16 protein-coding genes and 2 pseudogenes are annotated in these 21,965 nt (G+C 70.6%); 14 read left to right on the forward strand and 4 right to left on the reverse strand.

From position 1 onward, the window contains the following. Nucleotides 1-164: 164 nt before the first annotated feature. Both ACZ4XX_RS28360 and ACZ4XX_RS28365 read left to right on the forward strand, forming a co-directional pair. Nucleotides 165-554: pseudogene (locus tag ACZ4XX_RS28360) on the forward strand (YdcF family protein); the annotation flags it as partial. Nucleotides 555-644: 90 nt separating this feature from the next. Next, nucleotides 645-1,154, forward strand: a complete 510-nt coding sequence (locus ACZ4XX_RS28365) for a WbqC family protein (RefSeq protein ID WP_468510761.1) — start codon at nucleotides 645-647, stop codon at nucleotides 1,152-1,154. A gap of 391 nt (nucleotides 1,155-1,545) precedes the next feature. Here the strand turns inward: ACZ4XX_RS28365 and ACZ4XX_RS28370 are convergent, their stop codons facing one another. Both ACZ4XX_RS28370 and ACZ4XX_RS28375 read right to left on the reverse strand, forming a co-directional pair. Beyond that, entirely contained in the window at nucleotides 1,546-1,827 is a 282-nt protein-coding gene (locus ACZ4XX_RS28370; protein ID WP_468510708.1) for a GMC family oxidoreductase N-terminal domain-containing protein, read from the reverse strand. A gap of 134 nt (nucleotides 1,828-1,961) precedes the next feature. After that, nucleotides 1,962-3,530, reverse strand: a complete 1,569-nt coding sequence (locus tag ACZ4XX_RS28375; RefSeq protein WP_468510709.1) for a type I restriction-modification system subunit M — start codon at nucleotides 3,528-3,530, stop codon at nucleotides 1,962-1,964. Between the two features lie 148 nt (nucleotides 3,531-3,678). Between ACZ4XX_RS28375 and ACZ4XX_RS28380 the strand changes: the two genes are divergently transcribed. From ACZ4XX_RS28380 to ACZ4XX_RS28400, 5 genes are all read left to right on the forward strand, one after another. Beyond that, nucleotides 3,679-3,993, forward strand: a complete 315-nt coding sequence (locus tag ACZ4XX_RS28380; protein ID WP_389576171.1) for a trypco2 family protein — start codon at nucleotides 3,679-3,681, stop codon at nucleotides 3,991-3,993. 1 nt (nucleotide 3,994) lies between these two features. Continuing rightward, entirely contained in the window at nucleotides 3,995-6,154 is a 2,160-nt protein-coding gene (locus tag ACZ4XX_RS28385; protein ID WP_468510710.1) for a VMAP-C domain-containing protein, read from the forward strand. Beyond that, nucleotides 6,151-7,161, forward strand: coding sequence for an AAA family ATPase (locus tag ACZ4XX_RS28390; RefSeq protein WP_468510711.1), 1,011 nt, complete (start codon nucleotides 6,151-6,153; stop codon nucleotides 7,159-7,161). Before ACZ4XX_RS28385 ends, ACZ4XX_RS28390 begins: the two co-directional genes overlap by 4 nt. Nucleotides 7,162-7,177: 16 nt before the next feature. Next, nucleotides 7,178-10,594 carry an SAV_2336 N-terminal domain-related protein gene (locus ACZ4XX_RS28395; protein WP_468510712.1) on the forward strand — a complete coding sequence of 1,139 codons (3,417 nt, stop codon included), beginning with the start codon at nucleotides 7,178-7,180 and terminating at the stop codon, nucleotides 10,592-10,594. Nucleotides 10,595-10,696: 102 nt separating this feature from the next. Beyond that, entirely contained in the window at nucleotides 10,697-10,864 is a 168-nt protein-coding gene (locus tag ACZ4XX_RS28400; RefSeq protein WP_389576167.1) for a hypothetical protein, read from the forward strand. Nucleotides 10,865-10,948: 84 nt separating this feature from the next. Here the strand turns inward: ACZ4XX_RS28400 and ACZ4XX_RS28405 are convergent, their stop codons facing one another. Next, a complete protein-coding gene (locus ACZ4XX_RS28405; protein ID WP_468510713.1) occupies nucleotides 10,949-11,071 on the reverse strand; it encodes a hypothetical protein in 123 nt (40 codons plus the stop codon). Between the two features lie 418 nt (nucleotides 11,072-11,489). Between ACZ4XX_RS28405 and ACZ4XX_RS28410 the strand changes: the two are divergent. Together ACZ4XX_RS28410 and ACZ4XX_RS28415 are read left to right on the forward strand one after the other, a co-directional pair. Continuing rightward, nucleotides 11,490-11,944, forward strand: a pseudogene (locus ACZ4XX_RS28410) (winged helix-turn-helix domain-containing protein); the annotation flags it as partial. A 216-nt stretch (nucleotides 11,945-12,160) separates the two neighbouring features. After that, entirely contained in the window at nucleotides 12,161-12,349 is a 189-nt protein-coding gene (locus ACZ4XX_RS28415; protein ID WP_468510714.1) for a hypothetical protein, read from the forward strand. Here the strand turns inward: ACZ4XX_RS28415 and ACZ4XX_RS28420 are convergent. Next, on the reverse strand, nucleotides 12,330-12,875 hold the full coding sequence (locus ACZ4XX_RS28420; RefSeq protein ID WP_468510715.1) for a very short patch repair endonuclease: 546 nt from the start codon (nucleotides 12,873-12,875) through the stop codon (nucleotides 12,330-12,332). The two genes, ACZ4XX_RS28415 and ACZ4XX_RS28420, sit on opposite strands and share 20 nt — an antisense overlap. A 778-nt stretch (nucleotides 12,876-13,653) precedes the next feature. Between ACZ4XX_RS28420 and ACZ4XX_RS28425 the strand changes: the two genes are divergently transcribed. From ACZ4XX_RS28425 to ACZ4XX_RS28445, 5 genes are read left to right on the forward strand one after another with little or no spacing between them, the layout of a single operon-like run. Continuing rightward, the gene (locus ACZ4XX_RS28425; protein ID WP_468510716.1) at nucleotides 13,654-16,242 is read left to right on the forward strand and encodes a Z1 domain-containing protein; all 2,589 of its coding nucleotides are present in this window, start codon (nucleotides 13,654-13,656) and stop codon (nucleotides 16,240-16,242) included. Beyond that, nucleotides 16,239-17,246, forward strand: a complete 1,008-nt coding sequence (locus tag ACZ4XX_RS28430; RefSeq protein WP_468510717.1) for a PD-(D/E)XK motif protein — start codon at nucleotides 16,239-16,241, stop codon at nucleotides 17,244-17,246. Before ACZ4XX_RS28425 ends, ACZ4XX_RS28430 begins: the two co-directional genes overlap by 4 nt. Then, the gene (locus ACZ4XX_RS28435) at nucleotides 17,243-19,123 is read left to right on the forward strand and encodes a hypothetical protein (RefSeq protein ID WP_468510718.1); all 1,881 of its coding nucleotides are present in this window, start codon (nucleotides 17,243-17,245) and stop codon (nucleotides 19,121-19,123) included. Before ACZ4XX_RS28430 ends, ACZ4XX_RS28435 begins: the two co-directional genes overlap by 4 nt. After that, the gene (locus ACZ4XX_RS28440; protein ID WP_468510719.1) at nucleotides 19,120-20,022 is read left to right on the forward strand and encodes a hypothetical protein; all 903 of its coding nucleotides are present in this window, start codon (nucleotides 19,120-19,122) and stop codon (nucleotides 20,020-20,022) included. The genes ACZ4XX_RS28435 and ACZ4XX_RS28440 overlap by 4 nt, the downstream gene beginning before the upstream one ends. Beyond that, nucleotides 20,022-21,890 (forward strand): DUF6339 family protein, encoded by a 1,869-nt coding sequence (locus ACZ4XX_RS28445; RefSeq protein ID WP_468510720.1) that lies wholly within the window; start codon nucleotides 20,022-20,024, stop codon nucleotides 21,888-21,890. Before ACZ4XX_RS28440 ends, ACZ4XX_RS28445 begins: the two co-directional genes overlap by 1 nt. Nucleotides 21,891-21,965: the final 75 nt, after the last annotated feature.

Raw genomic sequence — 21,965 nt, forward strand, 5'->3', positions numbered from 1 at the left:
GCGGAACAACTCAAACAACTCATCCGGCACCAGCCGTTCAGCGAGACTCGCCATGCCCAGCACAACGAGTCAAACCGCCAAAGGAAACGATGTCTTAGGCATCGCACGGATGCACAACCTCACACTCGCCGGATAGGCGAGCGGCGCACGACGGCCCGCCATGCGGCGTGCCTGACAGTGCGATCCTGGTGGAACCGAACGCCGGCAACACGGGGCAGAACATCGAGCTGTCCCGAGAGCTCCTCGCCTCTGCCGGCCTCACCCCGAAGTCGGTCTCCAAGCCGTACATGGAGCGGCGCTCCTTCGCCACCGTCCGCAAGCTGTGGCCCGAGGTCGAAATGCTGTGCGCCTCTGAACCGATGGAGTTCGACGACTACCTGAAGAGCATCGGCGACGAGAAACTCGTCATCGACATGCTCGTCGGCGACCTCCAGCGCATCATCGAGTATCCGAAGCAGGGCTTCGCGATCGAGCAGGACGTCCCGGAGAACGTGCATGCCGCATACGTAGACCTCATCCGCGCCGACTTCACCAGCAGGCTCATCGGCGCGTGAAGCAGCACCGGGGGGATTGGTGGCGATCCACCAGCCCAACCTCTTCCCCGGCTGAGCACCCTCGCAAAGCTCTTCGCGGCGGACTGCTGGATCGTCCTCGACGACGTCCAGTTCGCCCGCCGGGACTTCCAGCACCGCGCCCGCCTCGGGAGCATGTCCAGCCCGTCCCGGCTCCAGTGGCCTTCGATTCCCACGCACCTGCCCCACGGCCGGGCCACCCTCATCAAGGACGCAGTGGTGGTCGACTCGAATCTGGCTCGTCGGCGTGTCACCCACATGCTGACGCAGTTCTACGCGAAGAGTCCCGACTGGCCGATGCTCCGAGGTGGGCTGGATTCGGTGCTCGACCGCATTGGGAGCGGGAGCGTGGCCGATGTCGCTGAGGAGTCCACGAGGCTCTTGCTCAGGTTGCTGGGGTGGAAGGGGTGCATTCTGCGGAGCAGCCGGCTGCCAGCCCGGGTGGAGCGCTCGGAGCGGCTCGCAGACCTCGCCGCCGTCACGGGCGCGCGCGGCTACCTGTGCGGATCCGGTGGCATGCGCTACCTGGTCCCCGCGCCGTTCGAAGCACAAAGATTGAGCATCTTCATGGATACCTCCTGATGAGACTAGCAGGCAGGCGGGAGAGCAGGGTTTTCGCAGGTCAGATAGGGTGAGGCGGATTTTCGATCTTGGCGGTCCGTGGCGCTCCAGGGCGGTCCTCGACGGTACTGGTGCTGACTCGTTGCTGACTTCTCTGACAGGGCGTCAGGGGAGGTTGAGTCGGTCGGCGCTTTGCTTCTGTGTGTGACGGAGCAATTATCGGCGCAGCGGCAGGGCCGCGCACTGCCGCGTGAGCGGTAGGGGTTCCCGTACAGCTCCGGCCGCGAAGGGGGCAGGCGCCGGGGAGGCACCTCTCCTGCGAGTGGGGTTGCGTCGACGGGTATGCCGTCGCGTCTTGGGCAGGTTCTCTCCTGGCTCGGACGTACGCCACCGCCGGCCAGGGCTTCCCTCCTCAGTGGCACGGGCGGCGCCGGTCGCGTTCCCGGAGTTCCCGAGGACGGCGGGAAGAAGACGGGGCACCGGCAGCGACGACCACGTGGAGGGAGCGCACGGTGATCCGGTGGTCGGCGTCATTAGCGTCGGTGATCCGGGCGGTGACGCCGTACGCGGCCCCGTCCCGTACGAGGACGGTCTCGGCGTGGCAGTCGGTCACCAGGCGTCCGCCGTGGGCCACGACGTCGGACAGGTAGGTGGCGGCGGTGGAGTTCTTCGCACCCCGGGTCGAGGTGACCACCCCGACCCAGACGACCAATCAGGCCGCGCGGATCTACGAGCTCGAGGTCTGCTGACCGACCCCGATCCCGACCCCGACCCCGATCCCGATTCGGATCCCGATCCCGGACGCGCCGCCGCTGTCGCGACGGCCCGTCAGTCGAAGATCGCGTACAGGTTCCTCATCAGGGACGCCGGTCGCTCGCGGGGGCGGGGCGGCGGCACCTGCGAGGCGGTTCCGACGTACCGCCCCGGGACGAGCGCGTAGCCCTGCTCGCGTACCGCGGCCAGATCCACCGAGCGGCGGAAACCGGGCTCGTCCCGGTACACGAGACCGGCGTCCCGCGCCGAGGGCGTGCCCCGCCATGCGTGGTAGCTGGTGGCGATCCTGTCGATGTCGTCCAAGGTGAGCACACGTTCCGTGCGGTCCGCCATGGTGCCCGTCCGACGGGCGTCGACGAACAGGATCTGCCCCCGGCGATCCGTCAGGTCCTTCGCACCCTGGGAGGACTTGTCCTCGGTCAGGATCCAGAGGCAGGCCGGGATCGACGTCGTACGGAACAGTCGGCTCGGCAGCGCGATCAGGCACGCGACGCGATCCGCCTCCACCAGCCCCCGGCGAATGTCCCGCTCGGCGCGGGACGTCGAGCTCATCGACCCGTTGGCGAGGACGACCCCGGCCGTCCCGCCGCGCGCCAGCTTCGCCAACGCGTGCTGGAGCCACGCATAGTTGGCGTTCTGCCTCGGGGGAACGCCGTACGTCCAGCGGGAATCGCCCGCATCCCGGGCCCAGTCCGAGACGTTGAAGGGCGGGTGGGCCATCACCAAGTCGGCCCTGAGATCGGGGTGTTGATCGTCGGCGAAGGTGTCGGCGGGCGCGGCCCCGAGGTCGCCGACGGTGTCGACTTCGTGGATCGCGAGGTTCATCCTGGCAAGACGCCAGGCCCGCTCGTTCGTCTCCTGGCCATGGACCGAGAGGAAGCCGACGGCTTTCCGTGAGGCATGCGTCTCGGCGAACAGGGCCGCCTCGACGAGCATGTCACCCACACCGCACGCCGGGTCGTACGCCCGGCCGCCGTACGGCTCCAGGACCTCCACGATCAGCTGCGCCAGCGACTGCGGGGTGTGGGACTCGGCGCCCCGCTTGCCCTCGTCGCGCGCGAAGGAGGCGAGGAAGTACGCATACACCTGGCTCAGCGTGTCCCGCGCGGTCATGCGTCCGCGGGAGATGAAGCGAGGGTCCCCGATGAGGTCGACGAGGGCGGCCAGGCGCCGTGAGTCGAGGTCGACGCGGAGGAGGGCCGGCGGAAACATGTCCCGGAGGGCGATGTTCTCGCGCATGAGCGCGTCCACGGCGGAGGCGAGGCGGTAGCCCGCGTCGGGTCGGCTCAAGTCGGCGGTGATGCGGGACCAGCGGGCCGCCTCCGGAACCCAGAGGATCCCGTGGGAGTCGTACTCGTCGCGGTCTTCGAGGAGGGAGTTCCGCAGTTCCTCGGGGACGCCCTCGGCGGCGAGTTCTTCGTCGAGCTCGGCCCGGCGCTCCGCGAAGGCGTCGGAGAGGTACCTGACGAAGAGCAACCCGAGGACGAAATCCTTGTACTCAGTCGCGTCGACGGGACCACGAAGGACGTCCGCCGCCTTCCACATGACGTCGTGGACCGCCTCGACGGCGGCGGCGCCGATGCGCTCCCGTTGCCCGGTGGGGTCCTTCTCACGCGGTGGCACGAGGGTGCCGCCTCCTTCCGTGACCGATCCTCCGATTGTCCACGACCGGGGTGGGAGCTGTCCCGGGAGCGCTGTAACGTAGCGGGGACCACAAGCGCTGTAACGTAGCGGGGACCACAAGTTCTTCTTGATCCGGGGGCGGGCGAGGATGTCGACGATCGGTCTGGCCGCGGCCATCGACGAGCTGCGGCAGGAGCTGTACGAGGCGCAGCGGCTCGGCGTCGGCGAGCAGTTCGCGTTCGGTGTCGAGGAAGCGGAGCTGGAGCTCCAGCTCGAACTGCGCAAGTCCGTGAAGGGGGACGGCAAACTCTCTTTCGGCGTGGTCACCGCCGGCGCGAGCGGCGAGCACGCCACGGTCCGCACCCACAAGCTGACGCTCAGGCTCTCCGTCAAGGACCGCGCCACCGGCGGAGCCGGTCCCGAGATCGGCGACGACGAGACCGGGTCGTGGGACGAGGAGTGACGTGGATCCGCGCAGACTGGCGCTGATCCGCAGCGGAACCGACGATCGGCCCCACCGCGTGGGCTCCGGCTATCTGATCACCCCCCGGCTGGTCCTGACCGCACGTCATGTGCTGGAGGACCGCGCCACCGGACTGCCGTGGCCGGCGTTCCGCGTGCGCATTGGCCATCACGGCTACGGAGAGACGACCGCCGCGTCGGCGGAACTGCTCTGGCAGCACCCGGACGGACGGGACGTCGCCCTGCTCCGCATCGACCGGGACGTCGACCTGTCCGGAACCGTCCGCTGGGGCCGCCCCGTCGGTACCGCCCCGCTGTCCTACCGGGGGCTCGGCTACCCCCTGTCGGCCAAGGGCGACACCCGCGACCCCGAGAACCTGCGCGGGGAACTGCCGCCCCTCTCCGGCGCCGCGGACCGCTTCGTCCTGGACCAGGGCCCCTCGCCCGTACCCCGTGCCGACGAGAAGAACGCCTGGGGCGGCGCCTCCGGTGCCGCCATTTTCTGCGGCGACCGCCTCGTCGGCGTCGTGACCCAGGAGGTGCACTCCTACGGAGCCCGCCGCCTGATCGCCCTGCCGGCGCGCACCTTCGCGCAGGACGACGACTTCGTGTCCCACCTCGTCGAGCACGCCGGCACACCCCCCGAACTGGGCACGGTCGGGGCACCCCTGCCGAGCGCGCCACCCGCCGCCGAGCGCACCCCCGCCGAGCGCGAACTCGCCGGGATGCTCGACACGTTGTTCCCGGACCGCGCCTCCCGCATCGGCCACGCCCGGGATCTGGCACGGGAGCTGGAGTACGAGACCGACGGCTACGAGCCCACCACCGCCGACCTCGTGGCCCTCCTGAAGGCCCACCCCCGCGCCCTCGCGTCGCTCGGCGCGGCCCCGGCGAGGAGCGCGACGGGGCCGGTCAGGACCGCGTGGACGCAGCTCTTCGCGAGGGCCCGCGTCCTCGCCCCCGGCTCCCTGCTCTCCACCGACGAGTACGGGTCCCTGCTCGACCTGCTGTGCCGGGTCCACGAGGAGCAGCCGAGGCTCCTGCCCCGGGCGGCCCCCGAGGCGCTGCCGTACGCCGTCCTGCCCGAGAGCCTCACCCGTCCGCACCTCGGCGAGGACGACCTGCGTGCCGCGATTCACGGGCTGGAGGAGCTGTCCGACAGCGAGAGCGTCCCCGAGGGCACCCCGCCGGTCCCGGCGCTGCTGCGGCTCGTCGAGTACGTGGCCGCCTCCGCGGCGCACCCGCTCGGCGACGAGCTGCGCGCGTGGTCGAGCGCGGTCGCGGACCGGCTCGGCGTCCACGCCGGAGCCCTGGGCGAGCGGCGCGACGACGCCAACCGCTGGGCCAAGCGCCGGAGTTCGCCGGTGACGCGGGTGGTGATGGAAGTGGAACGCGACACCGCGACCGCGGAGGAACGCTACCGGTGCCGGATCCTGCTCGCCCGCGAGGACGGCTCGTACAGAGTCCTCAAGGAGTCGGAGACGGTCTCGAAGACCCCGGGGGAGGCGGCGCGCGCCCTCGGCGAGGCGGTCGCCACCGCCCGCCAGGAGCCCGGTCAGGGCGACCACGTGCCCTGGGTGACCGTCGTGGTCGACCGCTCGGGACTCGACCTGGCCGTCGACGAGTGGAGGCCCGAAGGACCGGACGACATCCTGGCCGCCTGGCCCATCGGCACCGAGTACCACGTCTCCCTCAGCTGCCCCGACCTCGTCGCCGACAGAACCGTTCGCGAGCTCGACCAGAAACGCCGCTGGAAGCTGGGCCGCTCGTCGACGCTCACCACCAGCCGCACCCACGGTCACGGGGGACACCTGCGGATGCTGCTGGGGACCGAACACCGCGACACCGCGCGGGTCGTCCTGCACGGCCCCGCCGACCAGCGGAAGTCCTCGCTCATGATCTGTCTCGCCCTGGGCGTCCCCGTCGTGCTTTGGGACCGCGACGCCGACGGCTACGAGGACGCCGACAGGCTCGGCGGTCTCGCACCGGACGGCGGGCTCGACGCCCTCCCCGAGCGGGTCCGGGAGTTCCGGAGCCACTCCGCCGCCCACCCCGAGGAGCGGCGGGCCCGCCCCTCGCTCGTCTGGGAGGCCGACGGACGCCACCCCACGCCCGAACCGCTGCACCTGAGAGACCCCTGGAGAGGAACGCACGCGTCATGACGACCTCGGAGCCCCTGGCCGGCCCTGACCCCCGACGCCTGCCCTCCGCCGACGGGCCCGACGACTGGCGGCTCTTCCAGGGGGACGGCGAACGCCGCGAGGTCCCGTTCCCCTCCGCACCGCCGTGGCGCCGGTTCGACCGGCCGGAGTCGCCGAACGCAGTCGTGGCCCCGCGCCCGAGGCCGTACCTCATCGGCCCAGACGAGGCCGACGTCGTGAACGCGGCGCTCCACCTCCGCCGCCCCCTCCTCGTCACCGGCCAGCCCGGCACCGGCAAGTCCTCGCTGGCCCACGCCGTCGCCCACGAACTCGCACTCGGCGCCGTCCTCCAGTGGCCCGTGAACAGCCGCTCGACCCTGCAGGACGCCCTCTACCAGTACGACGCCGTCGGCTGGCTGCGCGAGGCCACCCTCCGCCGTGACGCGGACGGCACGGAACCCGACATCGGTCAATACATCAGGCTCGGCCCGCTCGGCAACGCGCTCGTCCCCCGGGACCGCCCCCGGGTGCTGCTCGTCGACGAACTGGACAAGGGTGACATCGACCTGCCCAACGACCTGCTGACCATCTTCGAGGAGGGCGAGTTCACCATCCCCGAACTCACCCGCCTCCCCGAGGACCACGCCCCGGTCCTCGTCCAGACCGACGAACCGGACGCCCCCGCCCCCATCACGCGCGGCTGGGTGCGCTGCTGCGAGTTCCCGGTCGTGATCATCACCAGCAACGGCGAACGGGACTTCCCGCCCGCCTTCCTCCGCCGCTGCGTCCGCCTCGACCTTCCCGAGCCCGACGAGCGGCGCCTGCGCGAGATCGTCGCCGCCCACCTCGGCCCCGCCGCCCTGGACGACGCGGACGACCTGCTGCGCGAGTTCCTCGGCCGCCGCGCCACCGGCGAACTCGCCACCGACCAGCTGCTCAACGCCGTCTTCCTCCGCAAGGGCGGCGTCGACCTCGACGCCGGCTCCCTCCTCAAGGCCGTCCTGCACCAGCTCGGCGAAGCCGTGTGACCCCGTGATCGAGCGCGTGACGAAGATTCTGGCGGACAGCGGCGCCGAACTGTCCCAGGAGGAACTCCTCGACGCCCTGTGGCTCGCCGGGAAGCTCCCGCGGGCCGCCTCCGCACCGCTGGCCCGCGCCGCCGGCGTCCCCGACGCACCCCCACCGTCGGCCGGAGCACCGCACCAGGAGCGCCCGCCGTCACCGCCGACCGACGACGCGGCGTCCGACGCGACCGCCGTCGAACCGCCCGCCACCACCCCCACGGGCTCCGCGCCCGCCCGCCCGCTCCTGGCGGCGGAACGGCGACCCGCACCCGGGGACGCGGAGCCGGACACAGGGGACGCACCGTCCCCCGCGATGCCCGTCCGAGCCCCCGACACCCGCCCCTTCGGAGCGGAGCGGCTCCGCCTCGGCAAGGCCCTCCGACCGCTGCGGCAGCGCTTCCCTGACCCCGGCCGCCGGGAACTCGACCTCGCGCGGACCGTCGCGGCCATGGCCGACACCGGACTTCCCGAGACCGTCACCCGCCCGGCGCGCACCCGCTGGTTGTCCCTCGCCCTCGTCGTCGACGACGGCGTCTCCATGGTCCTCTGGCAGCGCCTCGCCGCCGAGATCAGGGAACTCATGGAACGCGCGGGCGCCTTCCGCGACGTCCGCGTGTACGGACTCGACACGCGCGCCGCCACGCCCGGCTTGCGCACCAGCCCGTACCGGCACCGAGGACGCCCCCGGTCGCCGAGGACACTGTGCGACCCGACCGGGAACACCCTCGTGGTCGTCGTCAGCGACGGCGTCGGCGACGCCTGGTGGGACGGCGGGATGCGCGGGGTGACCGAGCAGTGGGCCCGGTGCGGCCCCACCGCGATCGTCCAGGCCCTGCCCTCCCGGCTCTGGGCGAGCACGGGGATCGCCGCCCGGCCCTGGCGGGTCACCACCCGTCGCCGCGGCGGGCCGACGCACGACTGGCACGTGACCGACCCGGACCTGCCGCCCGACCTCGTCCGCTACGACCCCGTACCCGTCCCGGTCCTCGAACCGACTCCCGCGGCCGTCGCCGACTGGGCCCGGCTCATCGCCGCTCCGGGCGGCACCGCGCTGCTCCCGCTCTGGGACGCCGCCTCGCCCGCCGACCGCCCGGCCGACGCGGCCGCCACCCGCCGGAGCGACGACGCGGGCGCGGTCCTGCGCTTCCGGGAGGCCGCGACCCCCGAGGCGTACCGGCTCGCGGCGCACGTGGCCGCCGTCTCGCCCGTCACACCACCCGTCATGCGCCTCGTGCAGGCGGCCCTCGGATCCCCCACGGACCCCGGACACCTCATGGAGGTGTTCCTGGGAGGCCTGATGCACGAGGTGGGGGCGGACGAGCCCGAACGGCTGCCCCACCACCGGCGCTTCGACTTCTCCGACGAGGCCCGCCGCCTGCTGCTCAGCGCCGTGCCCGCGAAGGAGCTCCTGCGCACCACGGATGCCGTCACCCGGCGGATCGAGGCCGCCGTCGGCCGCGCCCCGGTCTTCCCTGCCTGGGTCGGACACCCGGACGGCACGGCCCGGGTCGGGGATACGGGACGCTCCTTCGGCTGGCTCCGGGACCAACTGATGGCGCGGCTCGGCATCCCGCCCGCGGACGCCGGCCCGCTGCTGTCGGCGGCGGACCGCGACGGCACGCGCCGAGGCCGGGCCGAGGTGCCGTCGCTGTACGAGTACGAGTTCGAGCCGTCCGACGACGAGCCGGGGGAGACGCCGCCGGCCGGCTGGGTTGCGCTCCTGCCGGAGGACCCGGTGCGGATCGGCCGGTTCCGGCTCTGGGCGCGAAGTGCGAGCGGGTGGCAGCACGTCGTGATGTTCCTGGCCAGGGACGAGGACGACACGCCCGTCATGATCCGGATGGGCTCGGAGCTGCACGTCGCCGATCCGGCGGCCGCGCTGTCCCTCGTCCGTACGGAAGCCGAGTGCCTGCTCAGGATGGCGGGCACGTACGCTCCCTCGCTCGTCGACGTGGGGGCCCGCGCCGTCGGTCAGCCGCCCTGGCTCGCGGCGACCTGCGTCCACCGCAGGACGGGCGACGTGTCGTCGGGTCCCGCTCCCAACCTGCGGGCCGTCCTCGACGAGTACGGGGGAACGGTCCCGGAGGAACTCTTCCTGCGGATCGGCCTCGGGCTGTCCCAGGCGCTTGCCCGGGCCCACGGGCTCGGCATCGTGCACGGCTCGCTCGCCCCCCGGTCCGTGCTCGTCTCCGACCACGACGTTCGGCTGGTCGGATGGGCGACGGCGACCCTGGACGGCACCGACAGCCCGTACCGCGACGAGCTCCCCACAAACCAGGAGTACCTCAACGCGGACGACGATGGTCCCGCGCTCACTCCCCGGAGCGATGTCCACGCGGCGGGCGCTCTGCTCCTCGCCTTCCTGGCGGGAGAGTGGGGCGACCCGAGGGCCGAGGACATGGAACGGGGCCCACTGGCGACGCCCGGCGTCGATCCGGAGCTCGTCCGGACGCTGTGGCGCTGTCTGCAGCGCGACCCCGCCCTCCGGCCGTCCGCCGCCGACCTGGCCGAGGCGTTCGCCACCGCGTCCGGCGGCGGGGGGGCCGGCCGAGCGCCGGCGGATTCCCTCGTGGCGATCACCGAGGACGTCCACCAGCTGCGCCTGCTCGCCGGCGAGAACCTGAGGGTCTACGGCGTCGAGTTCGGCCGCCTCCTCACGACGTACGCGAACCGGTTGGCATCCCTCGGGCGTCGACAGGAGTCTCTCGACGCCGCGGAGGAAGCCGTACGCGTGTACCGGGAGCTGGTCGTCGCGGAGGGCGAGTCCCACCTCTCCGAGCTGGCCGGCGCCCTCAGCAACCTGTCCGTGGGCCTGGGCGAGGCCGGCAGGGAGAGCTACGCTCTCGCCGCGGTCACCGAAGCGGATTCCCTGTACCGGGAGTTGACGCGGCAGGACTTCTCCGTCTACGGCTGGGGTCATGCGATGGTCCTGAACAACCTCTCCCACCGCCTGGCCGAGGCGGCACGGGGGGAGGAGGCGCTCCAGGCCGTCGAGGAGGCCGTCGCGATCGACCGGAGGGTGACCGCGCGGGGCCCGTCCGGCCGCGACGACGGCCTCGCGATGAGCCTGACGAACCTCGGGACCCGGCTCGGCGAGCTGGGACGGAGCCACGAAGCGCTGCGGGCCGTCACCGAGGCGGTCCAGGTCTATGACTCCTTGCCGTCCGACCGGGCGCGACGGGTCTGGAGGGACTTCGCGGTGAGCCTCAACAACCTCGCCGTGCTCCTGGGTGATCTGGGACGTCATGACGAAGCCCTCGACGCCCTCGACGAGTGCGCCGCCGTGGCACGCAGGTTCGGTGGCGAACCGTCCGGAGCGGCCGCGGAGGTCCTCGAGCAGGCCGCGCGCGTGCGGGGATGGCTGGAGGAGCTCCGCGAGGAGGCCTCCGCGCGGTAGGCCGCGCAGGGTGGCCGGTGGTGGGCGCAGTCGGCCACGCGAATGAGCTGTGCATGCCAAGAGGGGATCCCCACACCCTGCCTCCGACCCAAGGGGGACGCAGTGAAGACACCGGCGTACGTCACGAGGGGCGCCCTCACCCTCACCGGCGCGCTCGCCCTGGTCATCGCCCTTCCGGCCAGCGCCCTCGCCGCCCCGCCCACCGCCCTGCCCGCCAGCGCCGACGGCCTCGAACAGACCTTCCAGACGGCACGTAGCAGTCGGAGATGAACGCGCGCGTGCCGAGGGCGGTGCGGCGGAGGGGGCGTATCGCCGTGGACTTACCCGCGTAGGAGGGGCCCTCCAGGGCGATGGTCAACACGTCGGCGCCTCCGCCTGGTAGGAGCGCTCGGCGTAGAGGCCGGCGCCGTCGACGAGGTCGGCGGCCGTCGTGAAGGTGTGCCGGATCGGGCGGTACATCTTCCGGGCCGGGTGCATCTGCGATGACGTCTGTGATGTCGATGAGCATCCTCATGGATACCTCCTGGTGAGAGTAACAGCTAAGCCACTGAGCAGGGTTTTCGCAGGTCAGAGTGGGTAGGGCGAGTTATCGATCTTGGCGGTTCGCGGCGGTGGGAGGCGGTTCTGTGCGGTACTGATGCTGAGTTCATGCTGACTTTCCTGACGAGTTGTCAGGTCAGACCCAGAAGGGTGGGCTTTGCGTGTGCGCAGCATTGGCGAAAATTATCGCCGTCCGATCGCCGGGGCGCACGGGTGCGGTCAGGCGGTGTCGGTGACCATCCGCGGACGTGGGTTCGTCGCTCGAGCGGTGCGATGAGGACGGTTGGGGTTGCCGCTGAACCTGAGAGCGTGATGTCGGAGCCGTCTGCCTGACGGCTGCTGGGCGGCCCTGGCTGTGAGATACGCGCAAAGCGGCGGGTTGACCGAAGCCGAGAGGGGCGCGCGCAGGAGAAGAACCGGGAGATCGCCGTCGCGCTCCGGCTGAGCGATCGGTCGGCGGAACGATGGCGTCGGCAGTGGAGTGAACGCGGCGAGGTGGGGTGGCCCCTTCAAGGGGGCGCCTGGTTGCCAGAGGCTCAGCGAGAGGCGGATCGCGAGACCAGCGTTCGAGTTGGAGTGCGGGCCACTCGTTCATGGCTGGGAGGGCTGGCGCCGGACGCTCGCCCGAGTGAGGACGTTGATCGACCGGCAGTTCCACGTCGGCTACACCGTCGAGGGGCCTGGGCACTGTTCCAGCGCCACGGCTGGTCGTGGCAGCAGCGCGGCCCGCCCGGTCGTCGAACGGGACGGCCAGGTAGTCGCGCTGTGGGAGAAGAAGGTTCGGCCCCGGGTGGGAGCGCCGCGGCGGCTCGGGGGGTCCGGCTGGCCTCGGCGACGTTTGCCGAGGTGTCGCAACGAAGGTCGTAGGCGTGCAGTTGGCGGCCGTGGGCATCACCAGAAGTCGAAGATCGAGCAGTGTCAGCCTCCCGGGGCGGGTGCCGTGGTGTCCGGCTCCGGGTTCGCGATCGCCTGTGCATTCGGGCGGCCGGTCAGAGGCGCCAAGTCGTCGACTGGCATCCTGGAGCCGTGATCAGAGAACCAGCGGAGATCGTGATCGGCGAGGGCGGGACGGTGGAGCTCCCCATGGGCATTCTGGTGGAGGCCGGTATGCACATCGGATCGAGGATCCTCGCCTACAGCGACGGTGATGGGAGGATCGTCCTCCGCCGCGAGGCCGACGCCATTGACGACCTGCTCAACGGCCGTCCTCTTTGACCGGACGGGCGGATGCGCGTGCGGCCGCGACGGCCGCGATGACGGTGTTCGCCGCTGCTTCGGGGGAGGTGTGCTCCCAGACGCGCACGACCGTCCAGCCCGCCTGCTCCAACAGCTTCGTCGTCTCGGCGTCCCGAGCCTTGTTCCCCGCGATCTTCGTGGCCCAGAAGTCCCGGTTGCTCGCAGGCATGGTGCCGTGCTCCGGGCATCCGTGCCAGAAGCAGCCGTCCACGAAGACCGCCACCCGGGCCGCCGTGAACACCACGTCCGCCGTCCGGCGAAGAGACGGAATCGGTCGCTTGGACACCCGGTAGCGCAGTCCCGCTCGGTGGAGGACGGAACGAAGGCGCATCTCCGGTCCGGTGTTCTTGCCCTTGTTGGCCTGCATCGACGCACGGGTGGCGGCGGACTGGGCCCAGGAGCCCTTCGGGAGCTCCGAGGGCAGTAGTCCGGCCTCGCGGGCCAGACGCCAGCCCTCCCGTAGGTTCTCCGACCGTGTCGCCAGGTCCACCTCGCCCAGCCGCACGGACGAGGTCCGACCGCTTTCCCGCCACCGAAGAGTCGCGCGCACCCGACCGGTGCGCATCGGACTGTCGAGGACGACGCTCGCACGCGTGAAATTTCCGTCGCCGGCGTCCACCAGCCGCAGGGCGGCTCCGCCGGCCGCGCGATCTTGTTCCCTCGAGATCTGGGCCCGACTGCGTCCGGGGCGTGGCTTCCAGGAGCGATCCCGCGTCCCTCGTGGCTCGCTGCTGGACTCCATCCGGAGCGGCACCCCTTTCCTTCTTCGGTGTGTGGCGGCGGAGCGTCCGTCGTCGTTCGCGGGCCTCCCGAACAAGCCCCGGAGGTCTTGGCCGCGCCGTCGACGAACCGGACGAAACCGATTGACTCGGTCCCGCACCATTTTCACCGGCTGAGCGGGCCGCGGTCGTCGTCCCACGATCATGAACACCCGAAACCGCGATACGGAGCGTGACGAACGTGGGCGCCGAGGTTAGCCGACGCTCGCATCGGCGGGCTCTTCTCGCGGTGACCATGGAGAGCGGCGAGGGAGTGTCCTCGGATCGCCGATGGACTCAGTCGATCGATGGGCCTATTCCTATCCGCATATGAGGTTATGTCCTCTCGGTGAGGCCCGCACCCACGCCGAGTGGCTCACTCACCGCGGTCAGGGAGACGTCTGAGGGGCGAGCGGCTTCGTTGGCCCGCCCGCCGTGGGCTTCGGTAATTTCTGTACCCTCGTGTCACAGCTTTCCTGGTCGGGGCTTCTCCTGGATGACCGGGGCGGAGACCCGAGGGGGGTCATGGACGAGTTCGACGCGCAGTACGAAGCCTTCAAGAACATGATCAAGACTCAGACGCCCGAGCAGGCTCTGAACACGATCAAGCTCTTCGGCATGGACGCGGCCATAGCCAAGCGCATCGCCGAGCGGCATCAGCGGGAGACCATCAAGGTCCGCGAGATGCGCCAACCCGGTTCGGTCGTCCGCAACAACCGGGAGACGTGGTACGTCGGTCCTCAGCAGGGTGACCGCTGTTGGCCCGCGCTCCAGGACCTGCTGAGGAAGGGGCACTGGGGCAAAGCCGCCCTGCAGTCCCTCGACGAGGCGTCCACCAAGGTCGTCTCGATGCTCGACCACCCCATGGAGCGTGGGTTCTCCACCCGCGGGCTCGTCGTCGGCTACGTGCAGTCCGGCAAGACCACGAACTTCACGGCCCTCATCGCCAAGGCCGCGGACGCCGGGTACAAGTTCTTCATCGTCCTGGCGGGCATCCACAACGGCCTGCGTAGGCAGACGCAGCTGCGCCTGGAGAAGCAGTTGGTGAACCCCGTCCCGGATCAGTGGCACCCGCTCACCGGCCCGGACGGCGACTTCGAGGCGCCTCCCGGCAGTCCGGCCGCCTTCTTCACCCACAGAAGCGATCAGCATGTGCTGTGCGTCGTGAAGAAGAACGTGCCGAGACTGAACAAGTTGAAGGAGTGGCTGGAGAAAGCCACCCCGGAGAACCTCAGGAACTGTCCCACTCTGATCATCGACGACGAGGCCGACCAGGCGAGCGTCGCCTCGAAGCGTACGAACCCACTGATTCGCGAGATCATCGACCTCTTCCCGCGCGGTGGTTACGTCGGCTACACGGCGACCCCGTTCGCCAACCTCCTCATCGACCCGACCGCGGACGACCTCTACCCGCGGGATTTCATCGTCAACCTGCCCAAGCCCGACGGACACTTCGGAACCGAGGTCCTCTTCGGCCGGGAGCCGATCGACGGCGAGGACCCGCAGGACGTGCCGGACGGCTACGACATGATCCGTGTCATCCCCCCGTGGGAGGTGGACCTCGTCCGCCCCGGCCGCGACGAGCTGGACGACTTCCTCCCCGAGATCGAGGGATCCCTGCGGACCTCCGTTCTCTACTTCTGGCTCGCAACGGCGGCTCGCCGGGTCCGCGGACGTGGGATCGCCCACTCCACCATGCTGATCCACACGAGCGTGAGCACGGTCGTCCACGAGAGCTTCAAAGAGCCCCTCGAGGACTTCCGTAAGAACGTCGTCGACCTCGTCGGCACCGGCGACCGGGATCTCCTCGACGAGCTCCGGACGTTGTGGGACGCCGAGGCCGCGCGCGTCCCCGGTTCCGAGCCTCCCCTCGGCGAGGAGAGGGTGCCCTTCGACGACCTCCTGAGCGAGCTCGCCGGAGTCATCGAGGACTGCCGCATCATCCTCGACAACTCCAAGAGCGTCGAACGCCTCGACTACGAGTCCGGCCCGATCGTGGCCATCGCCGTCGGTGGTAACACCCTCTCGCGCGGCCTCACACTTGAGGGCCTCACCGTCAGCTACTTCGTCCGTGGCGCCTCCACGTACGACACCTTGCTGCAGATGGGGCGCTGGTTCGGCTTCCGCGACGGCTACGCCGACCTGCCGCGGATCTGGATGACCTCGGAACTACGCGACTGGTTCCGCCACATCGCGACGGTCGAGGCCGAGATGCGTCGAGACATCGACGTCTACATGGTCGAGGACAAGACGCCGCTGTCCTTCGCCGTCCGGCTGCGTAACCACCCGGCGCTCCGGATCACCGCCGCCGCCAAGATGCGCGACGCGGTCAAGGCCAGTTCCTCCTACGGCGGCCAACGGGTGCAGACGCGCTACTTCCGCACACAGGACGCGGAATGGCTGCGCGCCAACCGTGACGCGGCCAGCCACCTCGTCCGCAGGGCGCTCGACGTCGGGGCCCGGCACGAGGACCGCACCGAGCACGGCCGACACCTGCTGCGAGACGTCCCCCACGACCTCATCCTGGAGTTCCTGGGCCGCTACCGCTTCCACGACAAGTCGATCGAATGTGACACGGCGATGCTGAGCCAGTACATCGAACGGCGTGTCAAGGCCCACGGAGGCCCCCTGAGGAACTGGAACGTGGCGATCATCGGCAAGCCCGGAGCATCGCCCGATGGCTCCTACGAGTTCGCCCCCGGTATCCGGGTGGAACGCGTCAACCGCGCGAAGCTCGAGGTGACGGGCCACGAGGCCGCGGACATCAAGACCCTGATGAGCCCCCGCGACGCGGGCGTCGACCTCGACGTGAGCGGGTCCGGTGAGCTCAACGAGGCGGAGCTGAAGCGGTTGCGTCAGATCCAGTGCCCGGAGACCGGTCTGTTGGCCCTCTACCCGATCGACGGTGTCTCACCACCCACGAGCAAGCGACGCGAACCGCTCGACGCCGTCGACCATGTCATCGGCGTCGGTCTCGTCTTCCCCCAGCCCCGAGGCGAGGACGCCAGGGTGGAGTGGTACAGCGCCGACCTCAGCGGCGTCGTCTCGGAGCAGGACGAACTCGACGCCATGGACGACGCCGAGAGGGCCATGCTCCTCGAGGACGGCCGATGAGCGACCTGCGCACGGTTCTGGACGAGCACTGGGAGCACCTGGAGGCCGTACCCGTCCCGCACGCCGACGTGCTACGGACCTCCGCCCTGCCCGTCCCCACCCCCTGTGGGCGGGTCCTGGCCGCCGTGGACGTGACCGGCATGCGTCACCTGATGGTCCCGCTGCGTGCACGACAGCGCATCGCCGACACCCCCGTGGGTGCCGCTCTCGCCATCTCCGAACGCCCGCTGCAGAGCGAGGACGGGTACACCAGGTATGCCGACATAGCCTGCAGCCGACGCGAACTCGACGACGTCTTCACCGGCCTGTGCCATGACGTCCTCGTGGCGTTGGAGGCCGACGCCGCACGTCCCTATCACACCGCACGTGTGGTGGTGGACCGTTGGCGGCAGCTGTTCGCCCCCCTTCCCCGGGGCCTGACCCCCGCCCAGATCACCGGCCTGTTCGGCGAACTGCTCGTCCTCGTCCGTATGCTCGAGGACGACCCCGACGCCGTGCGGCACTGGAGCGGCCCCGAGGGCGGCCGTCACGACTTCAGCGACGGTCTGCGGGCCGTCGAGGTCAAGAGCACTGTCACCGAGTCGGAGCGCCGTACAGTGCGGGTGCACGGGCTGGACCAGCTCGAGGCACCCGTCGGCGGTCTGCTTCTGGCCTGGCACCGTTTCGAGGTACACCCCGAGGGTGAATCGCTGCCCGAACTGGTCACGAGGGCGAGGAAGCTGTGCGGCAGTGAGCTGACGCTGCTGTCCAAGCTCATGGGCCTCGGTTACCGGCCCTCCGGCGACGACCACCGACACGATCCGCGTCTCCGCCTCGTCGAGAGTCGATGGCACCTGGTCGACGACGACTTCCCGCGGCTCACGACGGCGTCCATCGCCGGACAGGCGCCGCCGCCGGGGGTGTTCGACGTCGAGTACACCGTCGACCTGGCCGCAGTGCGCACCGAACCCCTCGACGACACGGCCGTGAACGAACACCTCACACGGATGGGGGAGACCGCGTGACCACGTCGCCGCGCTGGATGTCGGAGCCCTACGGGCCCGGAGGCGGCGGTGCCGCGGAGGGGATGCTCAAGAACCTCGACGCCACGGAACTCGACCCGCTGACGCTGCTCGTGCGCGAGTCCGTGCAGAACAGTTGGGACGCCCGAGTCGGTGAAGGACCGGTCGACTACCGGATCGAGCTGCGTACGCTGGGGCCGGGTCAAGCCCCGGTGTGGCGCGCACTCCTGTCGGAGAACGCGCCCACCGCCGAGCACCTCGCCCTGCGCTCGTCCCTGGCCCGTCCCGTCCCGCGGATCCTCACCGTGACCGACACGGGCACGCGCGGTCTGGGCGGCCCCACCCGCGCGGACGTCGTGACCGACGGCGACGCCGACTTCGTCTCCTTCGTCCGCAAGACCGGCAGCTCCCAGGACCTCGACGGCCGCGGCGGTACGTACGGGTACGGCAAGGCCGTCTTCCACCTGGTCTCCGCGTCGCGTACGGTCCTCGTCCACACCCGCTGCCGGATCGAGGGCCGGCTGGAGACGCGACTCATCGGCTGGGCCGTCCACGAGAGCTACAGCACCGAGACCGTCGACGGCCCGAAGACCTTCACCGGACGCCATTACTGGGGCCGTGCACGGGACGGCTACGTCGAGCCCCTCCTCGACGAGGAGGCCGACGAGGTCGCCCGTCGCCTCGGGCTGCCGACGTTCCCCCCAGGGGAGACCGGCACCACCGTCGCCATCGTCGACCCCGCCTTCGGAGGGCGCGACGACTCCGAGGCGATGCGATGGATCGCCGACTCCATGGTGTGGCATCTATGGCCCAAGATGCTTCCCGAGGGTGGGGACGCCCCCATGCGGTTCTCACTCCTTCACGACGGTGCGGAGGTTCGAATCCCCCGCCCGTCCGAGGTGCCGCACCTGCGTCCTTTCCTCTGGGCGCACGGCCAGATGGACCGTGAGCTGCGCCATAAGGGCATGCGGCGTACCCTCGGGCGTCTCGGCGTCCGACGATTCCTCGCTCCACCCGGACCTCCGCCCAGGGCCGCCCTCGAGGCCGGTCTCGGCGAGCGTATCCACCACACTTGTCTGATGCGTCCCGTGGACCTCGTCGTGCGTTACCTGGAAGGACCGCCCTTCTTCGAGGAGCACGGCGGTTACGCCGCGGTCTTCCGCGCGGATCCCGGCATGGACCGCGTCTTCGCGGCCACCGAGCCAGCCAGCCACGACGACTGGAAGGTGGACCGTCTCCAAGGCGACGACCGACGGTTGGCCCGTCACGCCTTGCGCCAGATAACGGACGCCATGCGGGGGGCGGCGGCACCCGCCGCCGTCGTCGACCATGCCGGGGAGGGGGTCTCCCTCGCGGGTATGAGTCAACTCATGGCCGGCCTCATGGCGGGGGCTCCCGGTGAGGGCGGCTCCGCCGTCTTCGACGTCGCCCAGGGAACGGACGCCCCGAGCCCCGCCGGCACCACGGGGGCCGCCGCGACACCCCCCGGAACCGGTGTTCCGGGGGGCTTCCCGGGGGTGGTCGTCCGTGGCCGACGAGGCGCCCGGGTCCGCTACCTCGAGGAGCCCCTGCTCGACGTCCTCGACGGGCGGACCGTGCTGGTACAGCGCTTCCAACTCCTCGACACGGGCGAACAGACCGTGCGCAGCCGACTCTCCGTCGCCCTCGGCGACGACACGGGCCGCGAGGAAGCGCCCCCTCAGGGCGCGGCCGTTCCCACCGTCCTGGGCTGGAGGTGCGGAGACGGTGAGGTCCTGCGCACCGAGAGTCTCAAGGTGGCCGGAGGCGACGACGTCGTGTGGTCCCTTCTCGTCAGACCCGCCCCCGACACCGTCACCGAGGTCCTCGTGACCGCGGACCGGTGGGAGGGATCCGAGTGAACCGTCGGGCCTATCCGTACCGGCGCCCGCACCCGGACGCCGTCTCCATCTCCGGCTGGACCCTCCGCGAGGACGAGGGCGTCGCGGTCCCGCTGCCGTCTGCACTCGTCGACTGGGACTATCAGACGGATCTCGGGCTCGAGTGCTCCATCGACGTCGACCTCGACAAAGTCCGCGAGACCTCCGGCCTCCCCCTGGAAGCGGAGCTCGCCCTCACCACCGTGTGGAGCTCCTCCGGCTCGGGACTCCGCGTGCTCGCCCACCGCATCCCCCTGCACGGCGTCGGCGTCCGTACAGTCCAGCCCGCCTTCACCGTGCCGGGGCGGGAGAGCGGTGGCGTCCTGACCCTCGACACCCAGCTCGTCCTCGCACGGCGACTGGACAACCCCGACCCGACCGGTCCCCGCCGAGCCGGTTCCGTACTGTGGCGAACCCGGGCCCAGGTACGTCTCCAAGGCAACGCCTCGCAGTTCCCCATGGCCGTCGTCGACTTCCTGGACGCCGGATATCCGGCGGACGCCCCCTGGCATCTGGAGGTCGGGCGGAACCTGGAGGCCGCCACGATGGGCTCCCTCCTTCTCCTGGTCAACAGTCGGACACCCCTCGTGATCGAAGCGCTACGCAAGGCGAACAAGGCGACCACCGCCGAGCGGATGATCCAGTCCGCGCTACGTCAGGACGTCACCCGTCTCATGATCGAGCACGCCCTCGACCACGACGAACTCGACGACGACTCGGTCTTCGAGCCGGACACCCTCGGTCACACCCTGCTAGGTGTCGTTCGAACCCACTTCCCGAGGACCGACGTGGCATCCCTGCGCTCGGTGCGACGCGGCGACCCCGCACTGCTGTCCACCCGTGTCCAGGACGCCGTCGGCCTCTTCGCCAAGGAGTCGTGATGGCCTACCTGTTCCCCCGTCTCCTCCCCGCCGCGGCCGCGGAAATCGCCAGCACCGCCCGACACGGCACCCTGGACGAGCTCCGAAAGCGCGCCGGCTACTCCCACCCCGCCCAGTTCTACGCGGCCACGGGCGGGGTGAGGGCCCCCGAGGCCCGACTGAGGGAGATCCGGGAGGCGGTCCTCGCCGTCGCCATTGACCAGGGCTTCCCCCACACCCCGCTCGGGCGGAAGGTATCCCGCTTCGACGTCCCCGTCGCCGAGATCCTTCACCGCGACTCCGGGATCATCCCCGCCGAAGCCGTCGTCGGCGACATGTGGGCCTTCCTCTCCTTGATCGTCATGCCCGACGTCACCGCATGGCGCTTCCCCCGACTGCACGCCGAGCGCGTCCAGGGCGTCGACGTCACCCGCCACGTCTTCGGCCGCCTGTGGTGGCGAGCCCACCTCGTCCACGACGGGGACGCGTCGAGGGAGGACGTCTACGCCTCCCTCGCCGTCCTCAGCGAGTCCGCCTTCGACCAGATCTACGGCCGCCGCATCTCCCTCGGAGCCAGTCCTCATCTCGTCCGCGCCATCGTCAGGGTCTGGGCGGAGGCCGAGATCCCCACCGTGGATGTGAAGGAGCGGAAGCTCCTCCGTGAGTTCCTGATGCGGCTTATGCGCCTGCGCGCCTTCGTCTCCTTCGAGTCCCTCACGGCGGACGAGCTCGACGACGAACTTAGGGTCGCCCTCGTGGAGACACTGCACACCACGAGCAGAGTGGAGAGCGACGGGGCCGACGAGGAGGTCGTCAACGACTCACCGGACCTGATCACCACGAGGCCTCGGAGCGGGGTGACGTTCATCGGCCCGACGGGACGCAGTGGCGAGGGAGTCGCCGTCGACCTTCCTGTGCGTAGAGCGCCCACAGCCGTCGACGTGTGCGCGGGTGTCGGCGGGCAGGCTCTCGGGCTGGAGCAGGCCGGCTTCACCGTCCTGGCCGCCGTCGACATCGATGCCGACAGCTGCGCCACCCTCCACCACAACCGGCCCGGCTGGCATGTGGTCCACGACGACATCCGAAACGTGGACCCCAGGCAGCACCCGCAGTTGGACGCGGTGGACGTACTGTGCTGTGGGCTACCACGCTCGCCCTACACCATGGCAGGCCTGCAGCAGGCCATGAGCGACCCACGCGACGCCCTGGAGGCCGCTCTGGAGATGGCCCTCACCGTGCGTCCTCGCGTCTTGGTGCTGGAGAACATCCCCACCTTCCAGACCGATGCCCGTTTCGAGGAGCCCCGACGGCGCATCCGTGAGACCGCCGAGGCGCTGGGATACGACGTGGCCTGGGGCAGCCTTCAGGCGACGGACTTCGAGATCCCCCAAACCCGTGTCCACGGCTTCGTCGTCGCGATGACGCCCGAGGACATGAGTCGCTTCTCCTGGCCGACACCCACGGGCAGACCTGCTCCGACCCTCGGCGACACCCTGGTGGAGTCCATGGCCGCCCGTGGTTGGCCGCAAGCCGCCGAGTGGGCGACGCGGGCGGACTCCCCGGCACCGTTGATCGTCGGGGGCGCCACCGGCAGGGGCGGAGCCGATCTGGGGCCCTCGCGGGCCAAGGCCCAGTGGGCGCGGCACGGCGTGTACGGCGGGAGCATCGGCGACGAGGTACCTGGACCGGACTTTCGGCTCGACCTCGACGCGGAACCCCGCTACGGACTCCCGAAGCTCACCGTCGAGCAGGTGGCGCTCCTGCAGGGGTTCCCCGAAGAGTGGGGCATCCGGGGCAAGAAGACCTCAGCTTACCGCCAGGTGAGCCAGGCGGTCCCTCCGCGGCTCGCCCGTGAACTGGGCCGATGCATCATCGCGGCCCTCGGCTGACAAGATCGTCTCGTGTCTCCCGAGACGGGCCTCCCGTTTCGACTGGCGCGATGTCATCGACATAGAATCCGGCGT

The sequence above is a fragment of the Streptomyces sp. NPDC029956 genome (genome assembly GCF_055574655.1).